At 75.3% G+C, this 23,274-nt stretch carries 23 protein-coding genes; 8 read left to right on the top strand and 15 right to left on the bottom strand.

Annotation, left to right across the window (positions count from 1 at the left end; translation table 11 throughout):
* Window positions 1-45: 45 nt before the first annotated feature.
* Window positions 46-204, top strand: coding sequence for a DUF5679 domain-containing protein (locus G6553_RS07885; RefSeq protein WP_091115022.1), 159 nt, complete (start codon window positions 46-48; stop codon window positions 202-204).
* Window positions 205-314: 110 nt separating this feature from the next.
* On the opposite strand, the gene G6553_RS07880 is transcribed toward G6553_RS07885, so the two are convergent.
* From G6553_RS07880 to G6553_RS07850, 7 genes are all read right to left on the bottom strand, one after another.
* Window positions 315-1,139, bottom strand: a complete 825-nt coding sequence (locus G6553_RS07880; protein ID WP_166190796.1) for a TOMM precursor leader peptide-binding protein — start codon at window positions 1,137-1,139, stop codon at window positions 315-317.
* 60 nt (window positions 1,140-1,199) lie between these two features.
* A complete protein-coding gene (locus G6553_RS07875) occupies window positions 1,200-1,379 on the bottom strand; it encodes a hypothetical protein (RefSeq protein WP_166190794.1) in 180 nt (59 codons plus the stop codon).
* 108 nt (window positions 1,380-1,487) lie between these two features.
* On the bottom strand, window positions 1,488-1,682 hold the full coding sequence (locus G6553_RS07870) for a hypothetical protein (protein WP_166190792.1): 195 nt from the start codon (window positions 1,680-1,682) through the stop codon (window positions 1,488-1,490).
* 32 nt (window positions 1,683-1,714) lie between these two features.
* Window positions 1,715-1,879 carry a hypothetical protein gene (locus G6553_RS07865; protein ID WP_166190790.1) on the bottom strand — a complete coding sequence of 55 codons (165 nt, stop codon included), beginning with the start codon at window positions 1,877-1,879 and terminating at the stop codon, window positions 1,715-1,717.
* Window positions 1,880-1,948: 69 nt separating this feature from the next.
* Window positions 1,949-2,266, bottom strand: coding sequence for a WhiB family transcriptional regulator (locus G6553_RS07860; protein WP_166190788.1), 318 nt, complete (start codon window positions 2,264-2,266; stop codon window positions 1,949-1,951).
* A 107-nt stretch (window positions 2,267-2,373) separates the two neighbouring features.
* The gene (locus G6553_RS07855; RefSeq protein ID WP_166190786.1) at window positions 2,374-2,589 is read right to left on the bottom strand and encodes a hypothetical protein; all 216 of its coding nucleotides are present in this window, start codon (window positions 2,587-2,589) and stop codon (window positions 2,374-2,376) included.
* 210 nt (window positions 2,590-2,799) lie between these two features.
* A complete protein-coding gene (locus G6553_RS07850) occupies window positions 2,800-4,821 on the bottom strand; it encodes an ATP-dependent DNA helicase UvrD2 (protein ID WP_166190784.1) in 2,022 nt (673 codons plus the stop codon).
* A gap of 74 nt (window positions 4,822-4,895) precedes the next feature.
* Between G6553_RS07850 and G6553_RS07845 the strand changes: the two genes are divergently transcribed.
* Entirely contained in the window at window positions 4,896-5,144 is a 249-nt protein-coding gene (locus G6553_RS07845; RefSeq protein WP_166190782.1) for a mycoredoxin, read from the top strand.
* A gap of 161 nt (window positions 5,145-5,305) precedes the next feature.
* Here G6553_RS07845 and nudC read toward each other — a convergent pair whose 3' ends face one another.
* Window positions 5,306-6,214: an NAD(+) diphosphatase gene (nudC, locus tag G6553_RS07840; protein ID WP_166190780.1), complete on the bottom strand. Its 909-nt coding sequence runs from the start codon at window positions 6,212-6,214 to the stop codon at window positions 5,306-5,308.
* A gap of 88 nt (window positions 6,215-6,302) precedes the next feature.
* Here nudC and aztD point away from each other — a divergent pair, with 88 nt between their 5' ends.
* Together aztD and G6553_RS07830 are read left to right on the top strand one after the other, a co-directional pair.
* A complete protein-coding gene (gene aztD, locus G6553_RS07835) occupies window positions 6,303-7,553 on the top strand; it encodes a zinc metallochaperone AztD (protein ID WP_166190778.1) in 1,251 nt (416 codons plus the stop codon).
* Window positions 7,554-7,598: 45 nt separating this feature from the next.
* Window positions 7,599-8,666 carry an FAD-dependent oxidoreductase gene (locus G6553_RS07830; protein WP_166190776.1) on the top strand — a complete coding sequence of 356 codons (1,068 nt, stop codon included), beginning with the start codon at window positions 7,599-7,601 and terminating at the stop codon, window positions 8,664-8,666.
* Here the strand turns inward: G6553_RS07830 and G6553_RS07825 are convergent.
* Window positions 8,618-11,929: an ATP-dependent DNA helicase gene (locus G6553_RS07825; RefSeq protein ID WP_347565581.1), complete on the bottom strand. Its 3,312-nt coding sequence runs from the start codon at window positions 11,927-11,929 to the stop codon at window positions 8,618-8,620. The two genes, G6553_RS07830 and G6553_RS07825, sit on opposite strands and share 49 nt — an antisense overlap.
* Window positions 11,926-15,171 (bottom strand): ATP-dependent DNA helicase, encoded by a 3,246-nt coding sequence (locus tag G6553_RS07820; protein ID WP_166190774.1) that lies wholly within the window; start codon window positions 15,169-15,171, stop codon window positions 11,926-11,928. Before G6553_RS07820 ends, G6553_RS07825 begins: the two co-directional genes overlap by 4 nt.
* A 58-nt stretch (window positions 15,172-15,229) precedes the next feature.
* On the opposite strand from G6553_RS07820, the gene G6553_RS07815 reads away from it, so the two are divergent.
* A complete protein-coding gene (locus G6553_RS07815) occupies window positions 15,230-15,817 on the top strand; it encodes a DJ-1/PfpI family protein (RefSeq protein WP_347565580.1) in 588 nt (195 codons plus the stop codon).
* Here the strand turns inward: G6553_RS07815 and G6553_RS07810 are convergent.
* Window positions 15,783-17,372, bottom strand: coding sequence for a potassium/proton antiporter (locus G6553_RS07810; protein WP_347565579.1), 1,590 nt, complete (start codon window positions 17,370-17,372; stop codon window positions 15,783-15,785). The genes G6553_RS07815 and G6553_RS07810 overlap by 35 nt on opposite strands.
* Window positions 17,359-17,841 carry a hypothetical protein gene (locus G6553_RS07805; protein ID WP_166190771.1) on the bottom strand — a complete coding sequence of 161 codons (483 nt, stop codon included), beginning with the start codon at window positions 17,839-17,841 and terminating at the stop codon, window positions 17,359-17,361. Before G6553_RS07805 ends, G6553_RS07810 begins: the two co-directional genes overlap by 14 nt.
* A gap of 69 nt (window positions 17,842-17,910) precedes the next feature.
* On the opposite strand from G6553_RS07805, the gene G6553_RS07800 reads away from it, so the two are divergent.
* Window positions 17,911-18,867, top strand: coding sequence for a sensor histidine kinase (locus G6553_RS07800; protein WP_166190769.1), 957 nt, complete (start codon window positions 17,911-17,913; stop codon window positions 18,865-18,867).
* Window positions 18,864-19,526, top strand: a complete 663-nt coding sequence (locus tag G6553_RS22095) for a response regulator transcription factor (protein ID WP_166190767.1) — start codon at window positions 18,864-18,866, stop codon at window positions 19,524-19,526. Before G6553_RS07800 ends, G6553_RS22095 begins: the two co-directional genes overlap by 4 nt.
* A gap of 12 nt (window positions 19,527-19,538) precedes the next feature.
* On the opposite strand, the gene G6553_RS07790 is transcribed toward G6553_RS22095, so the two are convergent.
* Window positions 19,539-20,309 (bottom strand): SDR family oxidoreductase, encoded by a 771-nt coding sequence (locus tag G6553_RS07790; RefSeq protein ID WP_347565578.1) that lies wholly within the window; start codon window positions 20,307-20,309, stop codon window positions 19,539-19,541.
* A 66-nt stretch (window positions 20,310-20,375) separates the two neighbouring features.
* On the opposite strand from G6553_RS07790, the gene G6553_RS07785 reads away from it, so the two are divergent.
* Window positions 20,376-20,669 carry a hypothetical protein gene (locus tag G6553_RS07785; RefSeq protein WP_166190763.1) on the top strand — a complete coding sequence of 98 codons (294 nt, stop codon included), beginning with the start codon at window positions 20,376-20,378 and terminating at the stop codon, window positions 20,667-20,669.
* A gap of 18 nt (window positions 20,670-20,687) precedes the next feature.
* On the opposite strand, the gene G6553_RS07780 is transcribed toward G6553_RS07785, so the two are convergent.
* A complete protein-coding gene (locus G6553_RS07780) occupies window positions 20,688-22,241 on the bottom strand; it encodes a metallophosphoesterase (RefSeq protein WP_166190761.1) in 1,554 nt (517 codons plus the stop codon).
* A 155-nt stretch (window positions 22,242-22,396) separates the two neighbouring features.
* Entirely contained in the window at window positions 22,397-23,080 is a 684-nt protein-coding gene (locus G6553_RS07775; RefSeq protein ID WP_166190759.1) for a lysophospholipid acyltransferase family protein, read from the bottom strand.
* Window positions 23,081-23,274: the final 194 nt, after the last annotated feature.

The raw sequence follows: 23,274 nt of genomic DNA, 5'->3' as shown, positions 1-23,274 counted from the left end.
TGAGACCCGAGGAAGACCCGAGTGGGTCTAGGCAAGGAGGCCGTCATGGCGGAGACCTGGAGCGGCGAGTTCTACTGCGTCAAGTGCAAGGAGAAGCGCGAGGCGGAGGGCGAGGTCAAGGTCAACGACAAGGGCACCCGCATGGCCAAGGCCGTGTGCCCCGTCTGCAGCACCAACCTCAACCGCATCCTTGGCAAGGCCTGAGGCACCGCGCCCCACGCACCGAGACGCTGTCCGGCGGCGCTCCCCTCCGCGGGAGCGCCGCCGTCGTCGTCTCCGCTGACGACGGGCGGTCGGCGACCGTCGGTCGGTGGTCACGCGGTGCGGGCGGCCCCGAGGTCGGCCCAGGCGCAGCCGCAGTGCGGGTGCGGGTCGACGGCGACCCGGTCGGGCACGACCCCGCCGAGCTCGTACGCCGCACCCCAGGTCGAGGGCCGGTCGCCCTCCGCCCAGGCGACCAGGTCACGGACCGCCCAGGCCAGCGCGAGCGCGACGACCACCGGGTCGCAGGCAGCCGCGGGGGCCCGGGCGAGCTGCTCGAGCACGACCGCCCGCCGTGGGTCGGCCTCCGCACGCCGCGCGTCCGCGCACCGCAGGCAGCCGGTCCGCCCGGGCACCACGAACGGGCCGACCGTGCACCCGCCCTCGTGACCGGCCACGGCCAGGTGCGGGACGCCCGCCCGCAGGCAGCCGTCGAGCCGGTCGCGAGCGACCACGCCGTGCGCCAGCACCAGGTGCACGCTCCCCGGACCCGGCTTGGTCGCCCGCAGGCCGGCGGCGACCAGCAGCGGGACGACCTGGTCGACCAGGGCCGGCGGCGCGTCGACCGAGACCGAGGTCGCCGCCCGTCGCGCTAGCCGACGGGCCGCGTCGTCGCCGTGCCGGGCGCGGGCGGCCTCGACCGACGCGCTCCCCCGCGGCCGGGCGTCGACGAGCAGGTCCGCCGCCCCGAGCGCGGCCAGCACGCGGTCGGCCACCGGGCCGCCCTCGGGCCGGGTCCCGCGGACGACCGCGTCGAGCACGCGGCGTACCTCCGGGGAGTCGGGCAGCACCACTCGCCGCGGCGGGTCGAGCCCGACCTGCAGGTGCCCGTCGTCGCGACGGGCGACGACCAGTCCGGGGCGCAGCGTGCGGCTCATGCCGGCAGCGTCACACGGCGTCGCGGGGCGCGCGAACGGTCCTCCACAGGCGGCGAGCCGCTACCAGTGCTCGCTGTCGAGCTTGCCCTCCATCGCGCGGAGGTGCTCCCGGGAGCAGGTGTCGCAGAAGGTGCGGGGTCGGCCGTTCTCGATCGCGGTCGTCCAGGCGAGGCTGCGGACCAGGTCGGTCTCCTGCCGGCCACACCAGGCGCACGTGCGCGGCAGCTCGGGGTCGTCCATCGTCCGAGGGTAACGAGACCGGCCGGGGACGCCGAGGAGCCCGGCACCACCTCGTGGTGCCGGGCTCCTCTCTTGCATCACCCGCGATCAGGGTGAGGTCGGTCCGCGTCAGAGGGCACGGGCCAGGGCGAGGCGCGCCTGCTGCGCGGCCCGCTCGGCCTTGCGGCTCAGGCGGAGGGCACGGGCCAGCTCGTGGCCGCGGCGGGACTGTTGCGCCTCTCCCAGGCGCGCGGCCTGTTGTGCGCGGGCCAGGTTCTCGTGGAGAAGATTCATGTCGGTGCTCCGGTTCGGGTCGGTGGTCATGGCGAGGTCGGTCCTTCGGGTGTCAAGCGCGCTCAGAGCGCTCGGGCGAGGGCGGTCCGGGCCTGCTGCACGGCCTGCTCGGCCTTGCGGTGGTTCCGGATCGAGCGGGCCAGCTGGGAGGACCTGCGGGCTCGCGTCGCCTCGCCCAGGCGCGCGTCCATGTGCGCGCGGGCGATCTCTACGGTCAGGTGGTTCATCGCGACGTCCTTGTCGTGAGTGAGGGATGTTGGTCGGGTGCTGCGGGTGCTGCGGGTGCCGGCCGCCGGTCAGGCGGCGTCGTTCTTGCGGGGACGGCCACGGGGCCGCTTGCGGGGGATCACCACTCCTTGGAGGAAGAGCTGTCCGCCCCAGACACCCCAGGGCTCGCGGCGGTCGAGGGCCCCGTCGAGGCACAGGGCCTGGACCGGGCACTCCTGGCAGAGGGCCTTGGCGTGCTCCACGTCGGACGGGGACTCGGCGAACCACAGCTCGGGGTTGTTCACCCGGCAGGGCAGCAGCTCGTCGTCCACCGAGGCCGCCTGGTCGTGCAGGAGGCCGAGGGTGGGCTCCGCTGCAGGGCTGCGGTCGAGAACGCTGATGGTCATGTTTCACCTCCTTGATTGCTCTGATCGCGGGTGTGCGGGAAATCAGAAAGGCCGCGGATCCCGGGTTTCGGGTTCCGCGGCCTGGAGGTCGCCGGTGCTGAGGAGTCTCAGCAGATCGGTGGTCTCCAGGCGGTGGTACCCGGGAAGTAGGCCTGCGTGCGGGCCGCGTCGCGCTTGCCGGCGATGGCCGCGGGAAGGACGGAGTCCTCCCGGCGATCGCGGACGATGACACCGGTGGCGCCGATCGAGGCGTGGCCGCACGTGGGCATGGCGAAGCGGGACGGGGTCTGAGCCGTCATCCACAGGTTCACGGTGCTGTTCATCGCGGGCCACCTCCTTCGGTGCTTCGGGCGCCGGTCTTGTCAGGACCGTCGTGCGCGTTGACTGGTGACGTGAAGTTAGCGCCCCTGCTCGGTAAGGGGCAAACCATTTATTGGGCATTTCGCCGATTTCTTCTTCAACCGTCTCCGGGGCAACCGTTACGGCTGCCCGGGCGTGCCCGGCCCCGTCTCGGCTGACCTGCGCAAACGCCCTCAGCCGACGAGGTCGAGCACGTCCTCGCCGTACTTCTCGACCTTCGAGCGGCCTATACCACTGATCCGCAGCATCGCCTCGGGCGTCTGCGGCTTGTGCTCGGCGATGAGCTGCAGGGTGGCGTCGGTGAAGACGACGAACGCCGGCACCGACTCGGAGTCGGCCCGCTCCTTGCGCCACGTGCGCAGCCGCTCGAAGAGCTCCTCGTCGTACGACGCCGGGCAGTCGTGGCAGCGGCCGCGCTTCTTCTCGATGGCGCTCGTCAGCGGCTTGCCGCACTCGCGGCAGCCGGCGACCTTGCGCCGCCGCGGCTGGTCCTGCGCGCGGGACTCCTCCGGCAGCAGCGGGTCGAGGAACCGCGAGGGCCGCCGCGACGCGCGGCCGCCCGGGTTGCGCGCAGCCGCCCACGACAGCGCGAGGTCGAGGCGGGCACGGGTCATGCCGACGTACAGGAGTCGCCGCTCCTCCTCGACCGCGAGCGGGGTGTCGGCGTAGGTGATCGGGAGCGTGCCGTCCTGGAGGCCGCAGAGGAAGACCGAGTCCCACTCCAGGCCCTTGGCGGCGTGGAAGGTCGCCAGCGTGACACCGTCGGCGACCGGCGCGTGCTGCTCGGCGGCCCGGCGGTCGAGGTCGGCCACGAACGCCTCGAGGTCTCCCCCGCCGGCCTCGAACTCGGACGCCTGGTCGACCAGCGCCTGCCAGGACTCCCAGCGGTCGCGGGTCTGGCCGCGGGCCGCCGGCGCCTCGGGCGTCCAGCCCATGCCGGCCAGCGTCGCGGTGACGGTGTCGACGACGCCGACGCCCTCCCCGGAGCGGGCGGCGCCGCGGATGCGCGTCACCGCCTCGCGCACCTCGGGACGGTCGAAGAAGCGGGCGGCGCCGCGGACGACGTACGGGATCCGGCGCGCCGCGAGCGCCTCCTCGAACGCCTCGGACTGGGCGTTGATGCGGAACAGGATCGCGACCTCGCCGAGCGGGCGGCCGGCGTCGCGGAGCTTGAGGATGCGCGCGGCGACGTCCTCGGCCTCCGCGACCTCGTCGGGCCGGGCGGAGTAGGTGACCGGCGGGCCGGACGGCCGCTGCGCGCGCAGGTCGACGCCCTGGCTCGGCGTCCCGGCGAGCAGCGTGTTGGCCGCGTCGACGACCTGGGGCGTGGAGCGGTAGTTGCGGACCAGCTCGACCGAGGTGGTGCCGGGATAGCGCCTCGGGAAGTCGCGCAGGTAGTCGGCGTTGGCCCCGGCGAAGGAGTAGATCGTCTGCGCCGGGTCGCCGACCACGCAGAGCTCGTCGCGGCCGCCGAGCCACAGGTCGAGCAGTGCGGACTGGAGCGGCGAGACGTCCTGGAACTCGTCGACGACGAAGAACTTGTACTGCCGGCGCACCTGCGCCGCCACCCGCTCGTCCTCGGCGAGCATGCCGGCGGTCAGCAGCAGGACGTCCTCCATGTCCATCCGCCCCGACTCGCGCTTGGCGTCCTCGTAGCTGCTGAACACCCGGCCGACGGCGTGGTGGTCGAGGTTGGTGACGCTGCGCCCGCGCGCCGCCGCCACCCGCGGGTAGTCGTCGGGCTGGACGTTGCTCACCTTCGCCCACTCGACCTCCGAGGCGAGGTCGCGCAGCAGCGCCTGGTCGGCGGAGATCCGCTGCCGGCGGGCGGCGGTCGCGAGCAGGCCGATCTTGGACTCGATGAGCTGGGGCAGCTCGGTGCCGTGCACGTGCGGCCAGAAGTACCGCAGCTGGCGCAGCGCCGCGGAGTGGAACGTGCGCGCCTGCACGCCCCCGGCCCCCAGCGTGCGCAACCGCCCGCGCATCTCGCCGGCCGCGCGGGTGGTGAACGTGACCGCCAGGACCTCGGTCGGGGCGTACACACCCGTCGCGACGCCGTACGCGATCCGGTGCGTGATCGCGCGGGTCTTGCCCGTGCCCGCACCGGCCAGCACCCGCACCGGGCCGCGCAGCGCCTCGGCGACCCGGCGCTGCTCCGGGTCGAGCGCGGCGAGCAGGTCGTCGGGGCCGGTCATGGAAGGGAACAACTCCTGGGGAACGGTGGTTTGATCGGTGTTCCAGACCCTAGACGCCGGAGGCGACAGTCCAGATGAGCGGCCAGTTCACGATGTACACGACCCCGTGGTGCGGCTACTGCCACCGGCTCAAGAGCCAGCTCGACCGCGAGGGCATCACCTACGACGTCGTCGACATCGAGCAGGCGCCCGACGCCGCGAAGATCGTCGAGTCGGCCAACAACGGCAACCAGACCGTCCCCACGCTCGTCTACGCCGACGGCACCGCCCAGACCAACCCCTCCCTCGCCCAGGTCAAGGAGAAGCTGGCCGCGCTGGCCTGATCCGCGGCGGCCCAGCCCGCCCGGGCTCGAGCTGCCCGCGTCCCCCGCCGGACTTGTAACGGACAGTTCGCTGCTCTGTAGGCACGTTGCAGCGTGCCTACACAGTGGCGAACTGTCCGTTACATGCTCCACGGCGGCCGGCGCGACCGGCGGCGGGGCGATCACCACTGGCCGGGCAGCGTCCCGCCGTACCAGTGCTCGATGAGCGAGCGGCTGATGGAGACCCCGCCGGGGAGCACCAGCTCGCCGGAGGTGGCCTGCTCGCGCATCTCGGCGCGGGTGAACCAGCGGGCGTCCTCGATCTCCACCTCGTCGACGGTGATCTCGGTGGAGGTCGCGCGGGCGACGAAGCCGACCATCAGGCTGGCGGGCAGCGGCCACGGCTGGCTGCTGAAGTACTCCACCTCGCCGACGACCACGCCGGTCTCCTCGGCCACCTCCCGGCGCACGGCGTCCTCCAGCGTCTCGCCCGGCTCGCAGAAGCCGGCCAGCGTGGAGTAGCGCCCCTCCGGCCACATCGCCTGGCGCCCCAGCAGGCACCGCTCGTCCTCGGCCCCCGGCTCGCCCGAGGTGACGACCATGATCACCGCCGGGTCACTGCGGGGGAACTGCGACTTCCCGCACTGCGTGCACACCAGCTCGTGACCCGCCGCGGTCGCCTCGAGGCGACCGCCGCAGCGCGGGCAGAAGCGCGTCGCGAAGTGCCACTCCGCCAGACCGAGCGCGTGGAGGACCAACGGCGCGACCGCGAGGTTGTCGTCCGAGAGCGACGGCAGCAGGCCGCGCAGCGGCAACCAGGACGCGTCCCCCTTCGCCTCCTCCGGGCCAGTGACGACGGCGAACCACGCCCGCCCCTCGCGCTCCCCCAGCAGGACCCGCAGCCCGTCGGGCGCCTGTGACGGCGGCACCCAGGCGACCCGCCCGTCCGCCGGTCGCACGCGGGTCCCGGACACCACCAGCACCCGGGTGTCCTCGTCGGCCCAGCGCTCGGCGAGCCAGGCGTCGTCCTTGCGGTGGACCGCCACACGGTCGTGCGGGTCCTGGGCCAGCCTGAGGTGGGGGGCGGTCACGTCCGGAGGCTAAACCGGCCGCCCTGACCGGCCGGCCGGTACGGGTCTCAGTTGACAATCATTCTCATTTGCTCTGAGAATCATTCTCATGAAGATGAATCGAGCGTTGCTCCTGCCACCCCTGCTGACCCTCGTGTCGGCCTCCCTCCTCGCCTGCGGCGAGGCCTCCGATCCCACGAGCGCACCGAGCCCGGCCGACCGCTCGCCGACGTCCGAGGCGGGGCCGACGGCGGTCGAGGAGGCCGGACCCCAGCCGCGCGTGGCGGTGTCGTACGACGGCGGCGTGCTCGTGCTCGACCCGGAGTCGGGCGAGGTGCTGCTCGACGAGCCGCTCGACGGCTACGTCCGGCTCAACCCGGCGGGCGACGACCGGCACGCGTTCGTCTCCGCCGCCGGTGCGTTCACCGCGCTCGACCTCGGCTCCTGGACCGAGGCGCACGGCGACCACGGCCACTCCTGGAGCACGGACCCGACCCTGACGTCCTTCTCCGTGCCGGCCGAGGAGCCCGGGCACGCGGTCGCCCACGACGGGCTCACCACCCTGTTCGACGACGGGACCGGCGACGTCACGGTGGTCGACCCGTTCCGCATCGCGGAGGGCGAGGACCCGGTCGTGGACACGACCACCCTCCCCGAGCCGCACCACGGCGTCGCGGTCCGCAGCGCCGTGGGCACCCTGCTGCACACCGTCGGCGACGCCGAGTCCCGCTCCGGCGTCCGGGTGGTCACCGCCTCCGGTGCGGAGCTGGCCGCGAGCGACGAGTGCCCGGGCGTGCACGGCGAGGCCTTCGCCGGCGACGTCGCGGTCGTCGGGTGCGAGGACGGCCTGCTCGTCGTCGACGGACGGACCATCACCAAGGTCGACAGCCCGGACGCGTACGGCCGGATCGGCAACCAGGCCGGCCACGAGACCTCGCCGTTCGTGCTCGGTGACTACAAGAGCGACCCGGACGCCGAGCTCGAGCGGCCCACAAAGGTCTCGGTCGTCGACACCCGCGACGCGGCCCTGCGACTGGTCGACCTGCCGGCCAGCTACTCCTTCCGGTCCCTGGCCCGGACCCCGGACGGCGACGGCCTGGTCCTCGGCACCGACGGCGCCCTGCACGTGGTCGACGTCCGGCGCGCCGAGGTCAGCCGCTCGTTCCCCGTGGTCGAGCCCTGGCGCGAGCCGATGGACTGGCAGCAGCCGCGGCCGACCGTGCAGGTCGTCGGGGACACGGCGTACGTCACCGAGCCCGCCCGCGACCGGCTGCACGTCGTCGACCTCGCCTCCGGGGAGGTCGTGGACACCCACCGGCTGCCGCACACCCCGGACGAGGTCGTCGCGACGGCGGGGTGAGTGGTCCGACGGACTAACCCCCGTCGCCCCGGCGTTGAGGACGGCATGAGGACGTACGACGCGGTGGTGGTCGGCGCCGGCCAGGCCGGCCTCTCCGCGTCGTACCACCTGCGCCGCCTCGGTCTCGACCACGTCGTCCTCGACGCCGAGCCCGCGCCCGGCGGGGCCTGGCAGCACCGTTGGGACTCGCTGACCATGCACGACGTCCACGGCGTCGCTGCGCTCCCCGATGCCGACCCGCCGGCCGGTGACGCGGGCCGCGCGAACGTCGTCGTGCCGGCGTACTTCGCCGACTACGAGCGGATCCACGACCTCCCCGTCGTGCGCCCGGTCGAGGTCGACCGCGTCGAGGACGGGCCGGACGACCTGCTCCTCGTGCGCGCCGGCGACCGCAGCTGGACCACCCGCACGCTGGTCAACGCGACCGGCACGTGGCGACGACCGTTCGTGCCGCACTACCCCGGCGTCCAGATGTTCCTGGGCGAGCAGTGGCACACCGTGGCGTTCCCGGGCGCGGAGCACTTCCGGGGCGAGCGCGTCGTCGTCGTGGGCGGCGGCGCGTCGGCCGTCCAGCACCTCGGCGAGCTGGCGCTCGTCGCCGACACGCTGTGGGTCACCCGTCGCCCGCCGGTGTGGCGCACCGACGACTTCACCCCCGACCGGGGGCGGGAGGCGGTCGCGATGGTCGAGGAGCGGGTACGCCGCGGGCTGCCGCCCACCAGCGTCGTCGGCGTGACCGGGCTGTCGCTGCGGCCGCAGGAGCAGGAGGCGGCCCGGCTCGGCGCCTACGCCCGGCACCCCATGTTCACCGCGGTCGAGCCCGATGGCGTGCGGATGCCCGACGGCTCGCTCGAGCGGGCCGACGCGATCCTCTGGGCGACCGGGTTCCGCCCCGCCGTCGCCCACCTGGCGCCGCTGCGGCTGCGCTCGGAGCTGGGCGGGATCCAGCTCGACGGCACGACCGCCGTCGCCGACCCGCGGGTGCAGCTGGTCGGCTACGGCCCCTCGGCCAGCACGATCGGCGCCAACCGGGCCGGGCGGACGGCGGCGACGGCCGTGCGGCGCTACCTCTCCGGTGCGTCCGCCACCCGCAGCAGGGCCGCCAGCTCCTGACGCCCCGGCAGGTCGGTCGGCTCGACGACCCGCCCGCTGCGCACGAAGTAGAACGCCGCCCGCACCCGCTCGACCGGCAGGTCGTGCAGCTCGGCCCACGCCTGGCGGTAGATCGCCAGCTGGAGCGGGTCCGCCTCCCCCGAGCGACCGGTCTTCCAGTCGACGACGAGGTAGCCCTCCCCGTCCTCGGTGTCCTCGCGGTAGACCGCGTCGACGCGGCCACGGACCACCTGGCCGTCGACCACCAGCGCGAACGACGGCTCGACCGCGTGCGGGACGCGCTCGGCGAACGGACCCCCCTCGAAGCGCGCGATCAGCTCCTGGAGGTCGGCGTCGTCGTCGATGTCGACGTCCGCGCGGCCCGGCAGCTCGTCGGGGTCCAGCAGCAGCTGCTGGCCGAACCGCGCCTCGACCCAGGCGTGGAACCGGGTGCCGAAGCGTGCCGCCGACGACGGCTTCCGCGGCATCGGCCGGGCCAGGTCGCGAGCCAGCTCGTCGGGATCGTCGCGCAGCCGGGCCAGCGAGGTCGCCGACAGGCTGCTCGGCAGCTCCACCTCGACGTGCGACGAGCGGTCGCGCCGGGCCTCGTCGAGCAGCCGGGCGATCTCCTCGTCCCACTGCTGGACCCGTTCCAGCTCGAGGACGTCCTCGATCCCGTCCTCGATGCCGCCGGCCAGCTCGGCGTCGGTGACCGGGTCGGCCTCGCGCACCCGCCGGGCGGCCGCGATGCGCCGCTCGACCTCGGCGGTGCGGTGCGAGATCGGCCAGGGCAGGTCGGGCGAGCGGTCGGCGTACGGGCTCTCCTCGCCCTTGACCGCGCAGTCGGCCCAGCGGTCCGGCTCCGCGCCCCAGGCCGCCATCGCGTCCCGCGTCGCGCAGAGGTACGCCGAGGGGCCGAGGCCGCTCTTCAGGTGCGGCGCGAAGCGCCAGGCCGAGACCCACAGGGAGTGCCGCGCCCGGGTCCACGCGACGTACCCCAGCCGCAGCTCCTCGAGCGCCTCGTGCTCCTTGACCGCCCCGGCCAGGGCCTTGATGTCCTCGGGCGTGTGGCCGGCCAGCTGGGGCAGGTCCCGGGCGTCGCCGCGCAGCGCGGTCGGCATGACGAACGGGACGGTCAGCCAGCTCGACCGGGTGCGGTTGGTCGGGAACTTCCGCTCGGTCACGCCGACGAGGAAGACCGCGTCCCACTCCAGGCCCTTGGCCCGGTGGACGGTCAGCAGCTTGACCGAGTCGGCCTCCGACGGGGTCGCGACGTCGAGCCCCTGGCCGAACTCGTCCTCGGCCTCGAGCCACGCCAGCAGCGCCGGCAGCGTCACCTGGCCGTCGACGGCCTGGAACTCCGCGACCGCCTGGACGAACAGGTCGAGGTTGTCGCGCCGCGCGGCGGCCGCGGGGCTGACCGAGGAGGCCAGCTCCACGTCGATGCCAGTCGTGTCGACGATGCGCCGGACCAGGTCGAGGATCGGCTCGCCGACCGCCTGGCGCAGTCGTCGCAGCTCGGCGGCCAGCAGAGCGAACCGCTCGCGTGCCTCGGGCGAGTACGCCAGGTCGCCCGGGTCCTCCAGCGCGTCGCACAGGGAGGCGATCTCCGTCGGGTCGGCCCCCTCGACGGCGGCAGCCAGCTGGGCACGCACGTCGGCGAAGGCCGTCGCCCCCGAGGTGTCGCCGGCCAGCTCCCGCGCCCGCCGGCCGAGCAGGGCGAGGTCGCGCGGGCCGATCGCCCAGCGCGGGCCGGCGAGCAGCGTGAGGAGGGCGGCGTTGGCGGTGACGTCCTGGACCAACGTCAGCGTCGCGACGACCTCGGAGACCTCCGGCAGTCGCAGCAGGCCCTTGAGGCCGACGATCTCGACCGGGACCTCCCGCTCGCTCAACGCGTCGAAGACGGCCGCGGCGTGCGCGTTGTCGCGGGTGAGCACGCCGATCTCGCGCCAGCACGGGCCGTCCTTGGTCGCCGAGAGCGCCGCGTGGGTCTCCAGCACCCGGTCGCCGAGCCAGGCCAGCTCGTCGTCCCAGGTCTCGTGCACGACCGCGCGCACCTCGCCCGGCGAGGCGTCCGGTGCCGCCTCGAGGGGCCGCAGGTCCGGGCGGCCGGCGTACAGCTCGGCGGCCAGGTGGTTGGCCGTGGCCAGGATCCGCTCGTCCGAGCGGCGGTTGACCGTGAGCGGGTACGTCGTGCCGGGCGCGCCGTCGGCGGCCGGGAACTCGCGGGTGAACTCGAGGATGTTCGACACCGACGCCCCGCGCCAGCCGTAGATCGCCTGGTTGGGGTCACCGACGGCCATCACCGGGTGGCCCAGGCCGGTGTCCGGGTCGGGACCGGAGAAGAGCCGGCGCAGCATGAGCGCCTGGGCCACGGAGGTGTCCTGGTACTCGTCGAGCAGCACGACCTTGAACTTCGAGCGCTCGGCCTCGCCGACCTCGGGGCACTGCTCGGCCAGTCGGGCGGCGAGCGCGATCTGGTCGGAGAAGTCCATCAGCCCGTGGTGCCGCTTGAGCGCGCGGTAGGCCTCGACCAGCCCGAGCAGCTCGGCCCGCTTGTCGATCGCCGCGACCGCCTTCTCGTTGAGTGCGCGGTAGGTCTTGCGGTGCTCGGTGGCCATGCCCTCGAGCAGCAGCGGGCGCAGCCGCTCGTCGTGGGCGCGGACCTCGGCGGGGCCGACGAGGTGCTCGCTCATCTCGCCGTCGAGGGCGAGGAGGTACTGCACGACGTGGCGCGGGGAGTCGGTCAGCTGGTCCACGGGCGCGGCGTACCGCTGCACCGCACGCGCGGCGAGCTGGTAGCGGCTGGCGTCCGCGACCAGCCGGGTGTCGGGCTCGTGGCCGATGCGCAGGCCGTGCTCGGAGAGCAGCGCCGAGGCGTAGGAGTGGTAGGTCGCGACCGTCGGCTCCTCGACCTCCTGCTCCTCGCCGTCCGGGCCGGGCGCGCGGGTGCCGCGCTCGGGCAGGAGCCCGGCCTGGCGCAGGCTGTCGCGGATCCGGGTTTGGAGCTCCGCGGTCGCCTTGGTGGTGAAGGTGAGGCCGAGGATCTCGCCGGGGGCGACCCGGCCGGTCGCGACCAACCAGACCACGCGGGCGGCCATCACGGTCGTCTTGCCCGAGCCGGCTCCCGCGATGACGACGGCCGGCTCCAGGGGCGCGGTGACCGCGGCGAACTGCTGCTCGCTGAACGTCCACCGCACGCCCATGAGGTCGCGCAGCTGCTCGGGCGTGGTGATGTCCGGCGCGCCGGTGGCCGGGGTCCGGTCGGGCATGGTCGAGGTCACGAGAGCACCGTCCCTGAGGCCTTGGTGGGGCAGATCGCGGTGAAGGCGCAGCGGTCGCAGTGGCCGCCGGGGCGGGCGACGAACTCCTCGGCGCGGAGCGCGGCCGCCGCGGCGGCCAGCTGCTCCTCGACGAGGCGCGGCGCGTCGCCGTCGGCCGGCGGCTGGTGCTGCACCCTGGGCAGCTCCTCCCCCAGCCGCAGCTGGACGAGCTCGGCTCCGCCGGAGCTTCCGGGGCCCTCCACGCCGGCTGCGCGGAGGTGCTCGTCGGCGGCGCCGGCGTCGACGGCGAGCTGGTAGAGCCCGAGCTGGGAGTGCCGCTGCACCTCGGGCCCGGTCGGGGCGTACTTGCCGGTCTTGAGGTCGACGACGACGACACGGCCGTCCTCGTCGAGCTCGAGCCGGTCGGCGTACCCGTGCAGCCGGACGACCTGGCCGTCCGGCAGGGTCACCTCGGCCCGGATCTTCGGCTCGACGGCCAGCACCGTGCGGGCTCCAGGCCGCCGGTGCCAAGTGAGGAAGCGTTCGAGCGCGGCGGCGACCGCCTCGCGCTCGCGGGCGCGGGACCAGGGGGTGCGGAACTCCATCCGTCCCCAGACCTCGTCGACCAGCGGCATCAGGTCGCGCTCGACGTCGACGTCCTCGGCCGCGACCCCGAGGGAGCCGTTGGCGAGCCGCTCCGCGACCGCGTGGACGACCTTGCCGAAGCCCTGCCCGCTGGAGCTGACGACCTCGCCGCCGGCCTCGCGCTGGAGGAACCACTGCGCGGGGCAGGTCAGCAGGCCGTCGAGCGCGCTCGCCGAGAGCGTGAGCGGCTCCTCGGCCGGGCGCACCGGGCGCTCGGACCGGCTCGGGGCGCGCAGCCCCCACCAGGTCGCGGGCTCCGCCTGCGGAGCCACGGGGCGACCGTGGACGTCGAGCTCGGAGAGCAGCCGCAACCGTCGAGCGGCGGCCCGGCGGAGGGCCTCGGGCTCGCCGGGGTCGGCGACGGTGCGGCGCAGCTCGGAGACCAGCCCCGCCATCGACAGCGGGCGGCGCGGGCGGCCGACCCGGTGGACCGGCTCACGGCCGAGCTCGGCGAGGAACCGGGAGGGCTGCTCGCCCTCGTCGTCGGGCGACTTGACCGCGGTGACGACCAGGCGCTGCTTGGCGCGGGTGGCCCCGACGTAGAAGAGCCGGCGCTCCTCGGCGAGCATCGCGCCCCGGGTCAGCGGCGGCAGCAGGCCGTCGCTGCCGATCCGGTCGGCCTGGAGCAACGAGTCGCGGCGGCGGAGGTCGGGCCAGGCGCCCTCCTGCACGTGGGCGACGACGACCAGCCGCCACTCCAGGCCCTTGGAGCGGTGCGCCGTGAGCAGCCGGACCGCCTCCCCGCGCACGCCGCGGTCGGCGAGGGTGTCGGCCGGGATCTCCTGGGCGCGCAGCGTCTCGAGGAAGCTGCGGACGCTGCGGTGCCCCTGCTGCTCCTCGGTGCGCGCGGCCACCTCGAAGAGCGCGCACAGCGCGTCGAGGTCGCGGTGGGCCAGGCGCGCGGCCTGGCCGCCGGCGGTCGTCGCGTGCCGCAGGCGGCGGCCCCAGTCGGTGCCGTCCCACAGCAGCCAGAGCACCTCCTCGGCGGTGGCGCCGTCGGCCAGCGCCTGCCGGGCCCGGGCGAGCAGGTCGGCCAGGCGCAGGGCCCGGCGGGCCGGCTCGCCGTCGAGCCCGGCGAGCGCGGCCGGGTCGAGCACCGCGCGCCGGACCAGCTCGCGCGCCGGCGTGCCCGGCGAGGCGGCACGCAGCGCGCGGGTCAGCGCGCGCACGTCGGTCGCGTCCAGGCCGCCCAGCGGCGAGGTCAGCAGCGCCTCGGCCCGGTCCGCGCCGACGAAGTCCCCGTCGGCCGGGTCCTCGACCTCCGCATCGACGACCACGCCGAGGGCGCCGAGCAGCGGCAGCACCGCGGGCTCGCGCACCAGCGGCGTCTCGTCGGCGGCGACCTCGACGGGCACGCCGGCCGCCGCGAGCGAGCGCCGCAGACCCGGGATCGAGGCCCGGCCGGAACGCACCAGCACCGCCATCTCCGACCACGGGACGCCGTCCTCGAGGTGGGCGCGGCGCAGCAGGTCGGCGGTGTGCTCGGTCTCCGCCCGGTGGGTGTCGAAGGTGAGCACCTCGACGCTGCCCGGGCCGTGGGCGTTGTCGGCCGGGACCGGGTTGCGGAACGCGGTGTACTGCTCGAGCGGGATGGAGCCGGTGACGCCGATCGAGGCGGCGATCGTGCGCGAGGCGCGCAGCAGCCGCGACCCGAACCGTCGGGTCGTGCCGAGCGCGACCACCGGCGCCGGCTCGCCCTCCCGGGTCGGGAACTCGCGGGGGAAGTCGAGGATCCCGCGCACGTCGGCGCCGCGGAAGCCGTAGATCGACTGGTCCGGGTCACCCACGACGGTCAGGTCCCGCCCGTCGCCGGCGATGGCCCGCAGCAGCGCCACCTGGCTGGGGTCGGTGTCCTGGTACTCGTCGACGAAGACGTGCCGCAGCTGCGACCGCAGCTCCTCGCGGTGCACCTGCGCCTCGATGACGGCCCGCGCGACCAGGTCGGGGTAGTCGATCGCGGACTGGTCGCCCAGGACGTCGAGGTACTGCTCCAGGAACAGCCCGGCCGCCTCCAGCTCGGGCACGCCCTCGGCCCGCCCCAGCGCGGCCAGGTCGGCCGGGTCCAGGCCGCGCTCGCGGGCCCGGGCCAGCACCGCGTGCACCTCGCGCGCGAAGCCGCGCGTGCCGACGGCCGCGCGCAGGTGGTCGGGCCAGCGCACGGACTCGGGCGCGTCGGTGAGCAGCTCCTGCAGCACCACGTCCTGCTCGGGGGCCGACAGCAGGCGCAGGGGCGCGGCGTACAGCTCCGCCGGCGCGTAGCGCCGCACCAGCGCGTAGGCGAAGGAGTGGAACGTCGAGGACAGCCCGGTCGCCATCGTGCGGCCCAGCCGCGCGGTCACCCGGTCGCGCAGCTGCTCGGCGGCCTTGCGGGAGAAGGTCAGCGCCAGCACCTGGTCGGGCCGCGCGCCCTCCTCGATCCGGCGCACGATCGCCTCGACCAGTGTCGTCGTCTTGCCCGTGCCCGGCCCCGCGAGCACGAGCAGCGGCCCGCCGGCGTGGTCGACGACGCGCTGCTGGTGCTCGTCGAGGGTGGGGACGGCACCAGCCACCGGACGGCGCGCGAGGCGGTACGTCGTACCCGGGATCCTCACGGCTGGTGCGGCGGCGGTGGCGGTCATGGACCCATCACAACATCGAGCGCCGACAGTGCGTGGCAGACCTGCCAGGATGGCGGCCGTGAGCACGCGCACCGTCGCCATCCTGGCCTTCGACGACATGGAGGTCCTCGACTTCGCGGGCCCCTACGAGGTCTTCAACGTCGCCGGCGAGCTCGGCGAGGGCCGGCCGTTCGAGGTGGTGACCGTCGGCCTGACCGGCGAGCCCGCGGTCGGCCGCGGCGGCTTCACCGTCCTGCCCGACCACCGGCTCGCCGACTGCCCGCCGGTCGACGTGCTCGTGGTCCCCGGCGGCGCCGGCACCCGGGCGCTGGTGGACCACGAGGAGCTGGCCACCTTCCTGCGCGAGCGGTACGACGCCGTCGAGCTGCTCATGTCGGTGTGCACCGGTTCGATGCTGCTCGCGCGAGCCGGTCTGCTCGCAGGGCTGCCGGCGACCACCCACCACACGGCGTACGACGAGCTGGCCGCCCTCGACCCGAGCGTGGTCGTCGAGCGCGGCCCGCGGTTCGTCCACAGCGCGGAGCGGCTGTGGACGTCGGCCGGCGTCTCGGCCGGCGTCGACCTCGCGCTGGAGGTCGTCGAGCGGCTGGCCGGCCCGGCCGCCCGCGAGGTCACCGTGGCCGAGATGGAGTGGCTCTGGCCGTAGCCGCCTCGGCGGCGGCCGGGCCGCGCCGCCCGGGCAACCCGGCGTACCACCCGGCGAGCCGGCCCTCCTGGCTCACCTGCCGCAGCCGCTCCTCGATGTCGGCGACGTGGGTCCGGTCGGTGGCGACCAGGGCGTGGTCGCCCACGCGCAGCGCGGTCGCGGGCGTGGGCACGAAGAGCTGGTCGTCGCGCAGCAGCAGGGTGACGACGGCGCCCGGCGGAAGCCGCAGCTCGGCCACCTCGACGCCGGCGAGCCGGGACTCGGGCGCGACGGTGAACTGCAGCAGCGTCGCGTCGATGTCCTCCAGCGGCGCGGACTCGATGGCGACCGCCCGGGGGTTCTCCGCCGCGGCCGCGCCCGTGCGCCGCGCGACCCACGGCAGCGTCGGCCCCTGGACCAGCGTGAAGACGACGACGAGCAGGAAGACGACGTCGAAGACCCGCTCGGCGCCGGGCAGCCCGACGCTCATCGGGATGGTGGCGAGCACGATCGGCACGGCGCCGCGCAGGCCGGCCCAGCTGATGAAGACCTGGTCGCGCCAGGGCACCCGGAACGGCAGCAGGCAGGTCAGGACCGAGACCGGACGCGCGACCAGCGTCAGCGACGCCCCCACGACGAGGGCCCACGGGAGCGCCTCGAGCAGGCGGCCCGGGCTCGCGAGGAGGCCGAGCAGGACGAAGAGGCCGATCTGCGCGAGCCAAGCCATGCCCTCGACGAAGCCCTCGGTGGTGCTGCGGTGCGGCAGGTCGGCGTTGCCCAGCACCAGCCCGGCGACGTAGATCGCCATGATCGGGCTCGCGCCGACCAGGCCGGAGACGGCGAAGGCGACGAAGGCGATCGCGAGCGTCGCGAGCGGGTAGAGGCCGCTGGCCGGCAGCGCGCTGCGGCGCAGCAGCCACACCCCGGCCAGCGCGACCGCGACGCCGACGACGAGACCGACGACGAGCTGGTAGCCGATCTGCCCCGCGATGCTCAGCGCCCCCGAGTCCTCCCAGGCGTCGCTGGTGACCACCGTGACCAGCACGATCACCGGCGGGTCGTTGAACCCCGACTCCGCCTCGACGAGCGACCGCAGCCGCCCGCGCACCGGCATCGCGCGCAGCACCGAGAAGACCGCGGCCGCGTCGGTCGAGGACGCGACGGCGCCCAGCACGATCGCGGTGCGCAGGTCGACGTCGAGCACGAGCAGCACGAGCCCGGTCGTCACGGCCACGCTCACGAAGACGCCCGCCGTCGCGAGCACCGCCGCCATCGGCGCCACGGGCCGCACCGCCGCCCAGCGGGTCGTGAACCCGCCGTCGGCCAGGATCACCGCGAGCGCGAGGTTGCCGAGCACCTGGGTCAGCTCGGCGTCCTCGAACCGCAGCCCGAGCCCCGACTCCCCCAGCGCCAGGCCGATGCCGAGGTAGAGCAGCAGGCTGGGCAGCCCGGCCCGGGAGGCGAGACGCACCGCCGCGGCGGCGGCGAGGACCACGAGCGCGGCGACGAGCACGACGGTGTCCAGGTCGGCCGCCTCGAAGCGGCCGTCGAACCCCCCGAGGTCAGCCAGCCCCACGCGCGTGCCCCCGCCCCAGCACGGCGTCCACCTCCACCAGCTCGAGCTCCGCCGGCAGCGCGGAGGACAGGCCGTCGACGTCGTCGAACAGCAGGTCCGCGTCGCGCTCGGCGACCGCGGCGACCACGAGCCGCTCCGCGCGCTCCTCCGCGACGGCGACCGGGTCGTCGTACGCCGTCCCCGGCGCGGGCGCGGCCAGCTCGGTGCGCAGCTCGGCGAGGACCCGCACGTCGGCGCCGTCGCGCGTCGTCGCCCGGGTCAGCAGCGGCAGCACGACCTCGCCGGTCGGCCACTCGCGCACCTCCTCCAGGCCGGGCACGTGCGGCACGGGGCCGCAGTCGCCGACGCGCACGACGCGTCCCCGACGCAGCACGGCGACGCCGCGGCCCGCGCCGGCCCACGCGACGGACGTCCACGCCAGCAGGCCCACCACGGCCAGGGCGAGGACGAGGCCGACGGGAGTGGTCACGCTGCCAGCGTGACCGGTCCCGGGCGCGGAGCCCATGGGTGCTGCCACCCATTCTGGGAGGCTGGACCCGTGCGCCGCCTCTCGCTCTACTCGAAGGTCGTGCTGACCAACGGCGCGGTGTTCCTCGCCGGGACGGTGGCGCTCGCCCTCACGCCCGCCCGCGTGTCCGAGGACGTGCTGCCCTCCGAGGCGGTCGTGCTCGCCGTCGGGCTCACCGTGATGCTGGTCCTCAACGCCTTCCTCCTGCGCTCGACGCTGCGCCCGATCGACCGGGTGATCCGCGAGATGCGCACGATCGACCTGGTGCGCCCCGAGCGCCGGCTCGAGCAGCCGCCCGCCGGCCCCGGCGCCTCGCTGGTCACCGGCTGGAACGCGCTGCTCGACCGGCTCGAGGCCGAGCGCGCCGCCGGCGCCGCGAAGGCCCTGGCCGCCCAGGAGGCCGAGCGGCACCGGATCGCCCAGGACCTCCACGACGAGGTCGGGCAGAGCCTCACCGTCGTGCTGCTCGGGCTGAAGCGGGCCGAGGACCGGGTGCCCCCCGAGCTGGCCGACGTCGCCGAGGACCTCGCTCTCGTGCGCGAGAGCGCCCGCGCCGGCCTCGACGACGTACGCCGCGTGGCGCGCCGGCTGCGGCCCGGCGTCCTGGAGGACCTCGGCCTGCTGAGCGCGCTCGCCGCGCTGGCCAACGACTTCGCCGCGCTCGGCCGCGGGCACCTGACGCGCACCACCAGCCCCGGCCTGCCGCCGCTGTCGGCAGAGGCCGAGCTGGTGGTCTACCGCGTCGCGCAGGAGGCGCTGACCAACGTGGCCCGGCACGCCGGGGCGACCGAGGTCGGGCTGTCCCTGACCCGCGTCGGCGACTCCGTGGTGCTCGAGGTCCGCGACGACGGCCACGGGCGACCGTTCCCGACGGCCGGGTCCGGGGTGCTCGGCATGCGCGAGCGGGCCGTCCTCGTCGGCGGGACGCTCACCATCGACAGCGCGCCCGGCCAGGGCACGACCGTCCGGTTGGCGGTGCCGGTGTGAGCGGCACGCCCGGGACCACCCGGATCCTCCTCGCCGACGACCACACGCTGGTGCGCCGCGGCGTACGCCTCATCCTCGACGCCGAGCCCGACCTCGAGGTCGTCGCCGAGGCCGGCGACGGGGCCGAGGCCGTCGCAGCGCTGCGGGAGATAGACGTCGACCTCGTGGTGCTCGACATCGCGATGCCGCGGATGACCGGTCTGCAGGCGGCGCGCGAGATCAGCCGTCGCCCGCACCCGCCCAGGATGCTGATGCTGTCGATGCACGACAACGAGCAGTACTTCTTCGAGGCGCTCAAGGCCGGCGCCAGCGGCTACGTGCTGAAGTCGGTCGCCGACGAGGACCTCGTCGGCGCCTGCCGGGCCGCGGTGCGCGGCGAGGCGTTCGTCTACCCCGGCGCGATGGGCACGCTCGTGCGCGACTACCTCGAGCGGCTGCGCCGCGGCGAGCGCGTGCCCGAGACCGTGCTCACCGCCCGCGAGGACCAGGTGCTCAAGCTGGTCGCCGAGGGCGCCTCCACCCGCGAGATCGCGCGCCTGCTGACGATCAGCCCCAAGACGGTCGAGCGGCACCGCGCGAACATCCTCGCCAAGCTCGGCATGAACGACCGCACCCAGCTCACCCGCTACGCCATCCGCGCCGGACTCGTCGAGCCCTGACGAGCGCTGCGGTCAGCGGCCGCCACCCACCCGCAGCGTCGTGCCGGTGACGTACGACGCCTCGTCGGACATCAGCCAGCCGACCGCGTCCGCGACCTCCCGCGGGTCCCCGGCCCGGCCGAGCGGCACGGTCGGCCCGACCCGGGCCAGCCGTCCGGGCTCACCGGCGTCGGCGTGGATCGTGGTGTCGACGATCCCGGGCGCCACGGCGACGACCCGCACCCCGTCACGGGCCACCTCCTGCGCCAGCCCGAGGGTCATCGCGTCGACGCCGGCCTTCGCCGCGGCGTACTGCACGTACTCCCCCGGCGACCCGGTCGTCGCCGCCACCGACGAGATCGTCACGAGCACCCCGCCGGAGCCGCCCCGGCTGGTCGCCATCGCGCGGACGGCCGCGCGGGCGACGTACAGCGCGGAGGTGAGGTTGAGCTCGACGGTCCGCGCGACCACCTCGACCGGGGCGTCGGCCAGCGGGCCGACGTGCAGGGTGGCGCCGGCGTTCGACACCACACCGGTGAGCGGGCCGGCCGCGGCGAACAGCCGCTCCACCTCGCCCGGGTCGACCACGTCGACGCGCACCACGTCGCACGAGGCGCCGAGCCCCTCGACCTCGGCGCGGGTGCGGGCCGCGGCCTCCTCGTCGGCCCGGAAGGCCAGCACCAGGTCGTGCCCGTCGCGCGCCAGCCGCCGCGCGACCGCCGCCCCGATGCCGCGCGTGCCGCCCGTGACCAGGGTGCGGGGCCGGCCGGCCCGGGTGTCGTCCACGTCGTCCACGTCGTCCACGCGCAGCATCCTCGCGCGCCGGACGCCGCTGCGGAACTCCCGCGCCCCGCCCGTCGTTGACCGGTCATGACCACCGCGGGCGAGGTGTACGTCGTGGCGCTCGAGGCCCACGAGCGGCGTCGGTGGCGTCGTGCCGTGGTGTCGGCCTGGGCGCTGGCGAGCGCCGCGACGCTCGGCCACCTCGACGGCCCGTCGGTGGGCCAGTACGTCGTGCGGCGCCGCTCGGACGGCACCGAGGCGTTCCGGGTCGAGGCCGGCGCCGACGAGGAGGCCGCGCTCACCCTGCAGGCGCTCGAGGAGCAGCTGGCCGGGTGCCCGGTCGCGGAGTTCGAGGAGCGCTGGGGCATCGCCGGGGCGTGAGGCCCGCCGGAGCGCCCGTCAGCCGATCGGCCGCAGCACCCCGCTGGACTCGCGCAGGCCGTCGGCGTCGAGGGTCATCGTGCCGATGGTGAACGGCTCGGGGCGCACGCGCACCACCTTCGGGATCCCGCTCGGCCGCGTCTGCCACAGGCGCGACCCGTCGGGGGCGTCGGCCCAGGTGACGTCGAAGTCGCGCAGCTGCAGCTCGAGCCGGTCGGCGTGGACGTCGGCGCGGAGGTAGTTGGTCAGGCCGTACTGGAACATCCCGCCGTGCGTCACCTGCACCACCCCGTCGCGGGTGGCGGCGGAGACGTCGTGGACCTCGCCGGCGAGGTAGAGGTCGACGCCGTACTCGCGGAACGTCCGCCACAGCGCCGACCGGTGTCCGCCCTCCACCGTCAGGCCGCTCGAGCCGCGGGACCGCGGCACCGCGAGGACGGGCGCGTGGCCCTGCACGACGACCCAGGGGACGCCGTCGCGCCGAGCTCGCTCGAGGACGCCGCGCAGCCAGGCCAGCTGGGCCCGGTCGACCTGGACCCGCGCGCGGTGGGCGGTGATGTCGAGGACGTCGAGCGTGACCAGCTGGAGCTCGGGCACCGGCCGGACGGCGTACGCGAGCATCTCGTGCCGCGAGCCGCGCGGGCGGTCCTTCCACCGCGGCGAGCCGTCGGCACGCCGGGCGAACCACCGCGCCCACGCCTGCTCGAACGCCGGCACCAGCGCGCGGTCGCGCTTGCGCCAGGGGTTGTCCCCGAGCTCGTGGTCGCCGATGGCGGGCAGGACGGACAGCCCGCGGGAGCGGAACCGCTCCAGCCACTGCGGGTAGTACGTCGCCGCCGCCCGGCGGATCGCCTGCTTGCGCTCGCGGTGCGTCGCCACCGGGCCGAAGACCCGCGCGCCGGTCTTGTCGGTCTGCCAGTGACCCTCGACCAGGTCGCCGGCGACCAGCACGGACCCCGCGCGCTCGGCCACGAACGCGTCGAGGACGCGGTCCAGCGCCGTGCGGTAGGCCGCGTTGGTGGAGTTCTCCGACCGGCTCGGGCTCCACGAGGTGGGCCCGCGGCGCAGGTCGCCGACGTCGGCGTTGAGGAAGTCCGGGCTGGAGAGGAAGCGGTACGCCGCCCGCTCGGCGCGGCCGCCGAGCGAGAGCAGCCCCGTGGTCGCGGCACCGGACCGCCCCGTCGACGCCTCGACCGCGACCTGCTCGCCGTAGGCGGCCGTCACGACCAGCGGGACGCTCAGCCGGAGGTCGCGCGGCTGCACCAGGCAGCGCATCGTGTCGCCGTCGGCGCTGATGCTCGAGCGCTCGTGGATGACCGAGCTGGGCGTGCAGCCCGCCGGCAGCGCCGTGAACCGGGCCCCCGTCGCGCTCAGCTCCACGACCGCGACCTCGGACCCGCCGTCGACCTCCAGCACGGCGGCCACGGGGTCGCCGACCCGGACCGACGGGCCGACCTCCGACCAGTGGATGCCGACCGAGGCCGGCTCGGCGTGGCTCGGCCCGCCGACCGCGAGGGTCGACGAGGCGACCAGGGCGAGGGCGGCAGCGAGCAGGCGGCGGCGGCGACGCACAGGACCTCCAGGGAGCACGGACGGGGGGCTCCCGGCGGGTCCCGCACCGGGGCCCGTCGCCGCTGAGCGCCACCATCTTGACCCAGGGAACGCCTTCCCCGGGGCCGAACCGGTCGACGTGACCGATCGCACCCACCGCTCCCGCCCGGCGCCGCTCAGGCGTCGGCGGGACGCTCGTTGTAACCGTCCGCGACCTCCTGGCCGCTCAGCCGCTGGACGGCCGCCATGACCTCGTCGGTGAGCAGCCGCCGCGCACGACCGAGGGGTAGGCCGTCGTAACGCCCGCGCGGGTCGATCGGCTCGCCGAACGCCACGTCCACGTGGGCCAGCCGGGGCAGGCGGGCGCCGACGGGCTGCAGGCGCTCGGTGCCACGCAGTCCCACCGGCACGATCGGCGCGCCGGCGGTCAGCGCGAGGTGCGCGACGCCGGTGCGGCCCCGGTGGAGCCGGCCGTCGCGGGAGCGCGTGCCCTCGGGGTAGATGCCGAACGCCTCGCCCCGGGCCAGGACGTCCAGCGCGGTGTCGAGGCTGGCCATCGCGGCCCGGGTGTCGTCGCGGTCGACCGGGAGCATCCCGAGTCCCTCGAACCACGCGCGCTGCAGCCGTCCGCGGACGCCCGTCCCGGTGAAGTAGTCGGACTTCGCGAGGAAGACCACCTTCCGCGGCACGACGACCGGGATCACGACCGAGTCGGCGAAGCTGAGGTGGTTGCTGGCGAGGATCACCGGCCCGGTCGGCGGCACGTGGTGCAGCCCCGTGACGGTCGGTCGCCACACGGCGCGCGCCAGGGGCGGCACGACCGAGGCGAGGACGCCGTACACCGACGGTGCGCTGGGCATGTCCGCCAGCATGCTGGTTACCCACGGGTCCGCCGCATCGGCGCCGGACGGCTGAGCACGGGTACTCAGCCGGGTTGAGCCGTCGCCCCGATCCGCTGTCACCACCCGTCGCGGTGCGATGGTCGGCATGAGCCCGACCGCCCTCGCCACCTGCCCGACCTGCGGGTCGCACGTGCCCGCCGCGCGCCTCCCGC

It is taken from the genome of Nocardioides sp. IC4_145 (assembly GCF_011250565.1).
In the GTDB taxonomy this organism is placed as follows: domain Bacteria; phylum Actinomycetota; class Actinomycetes; order Propionibacteriales; family Nocardioidaceae; genus Nocardioides.
Note: the sequence above shows the minus strand (reverse complement) of the source record. Positions and strands in the feature narration are given on the sequence as shown.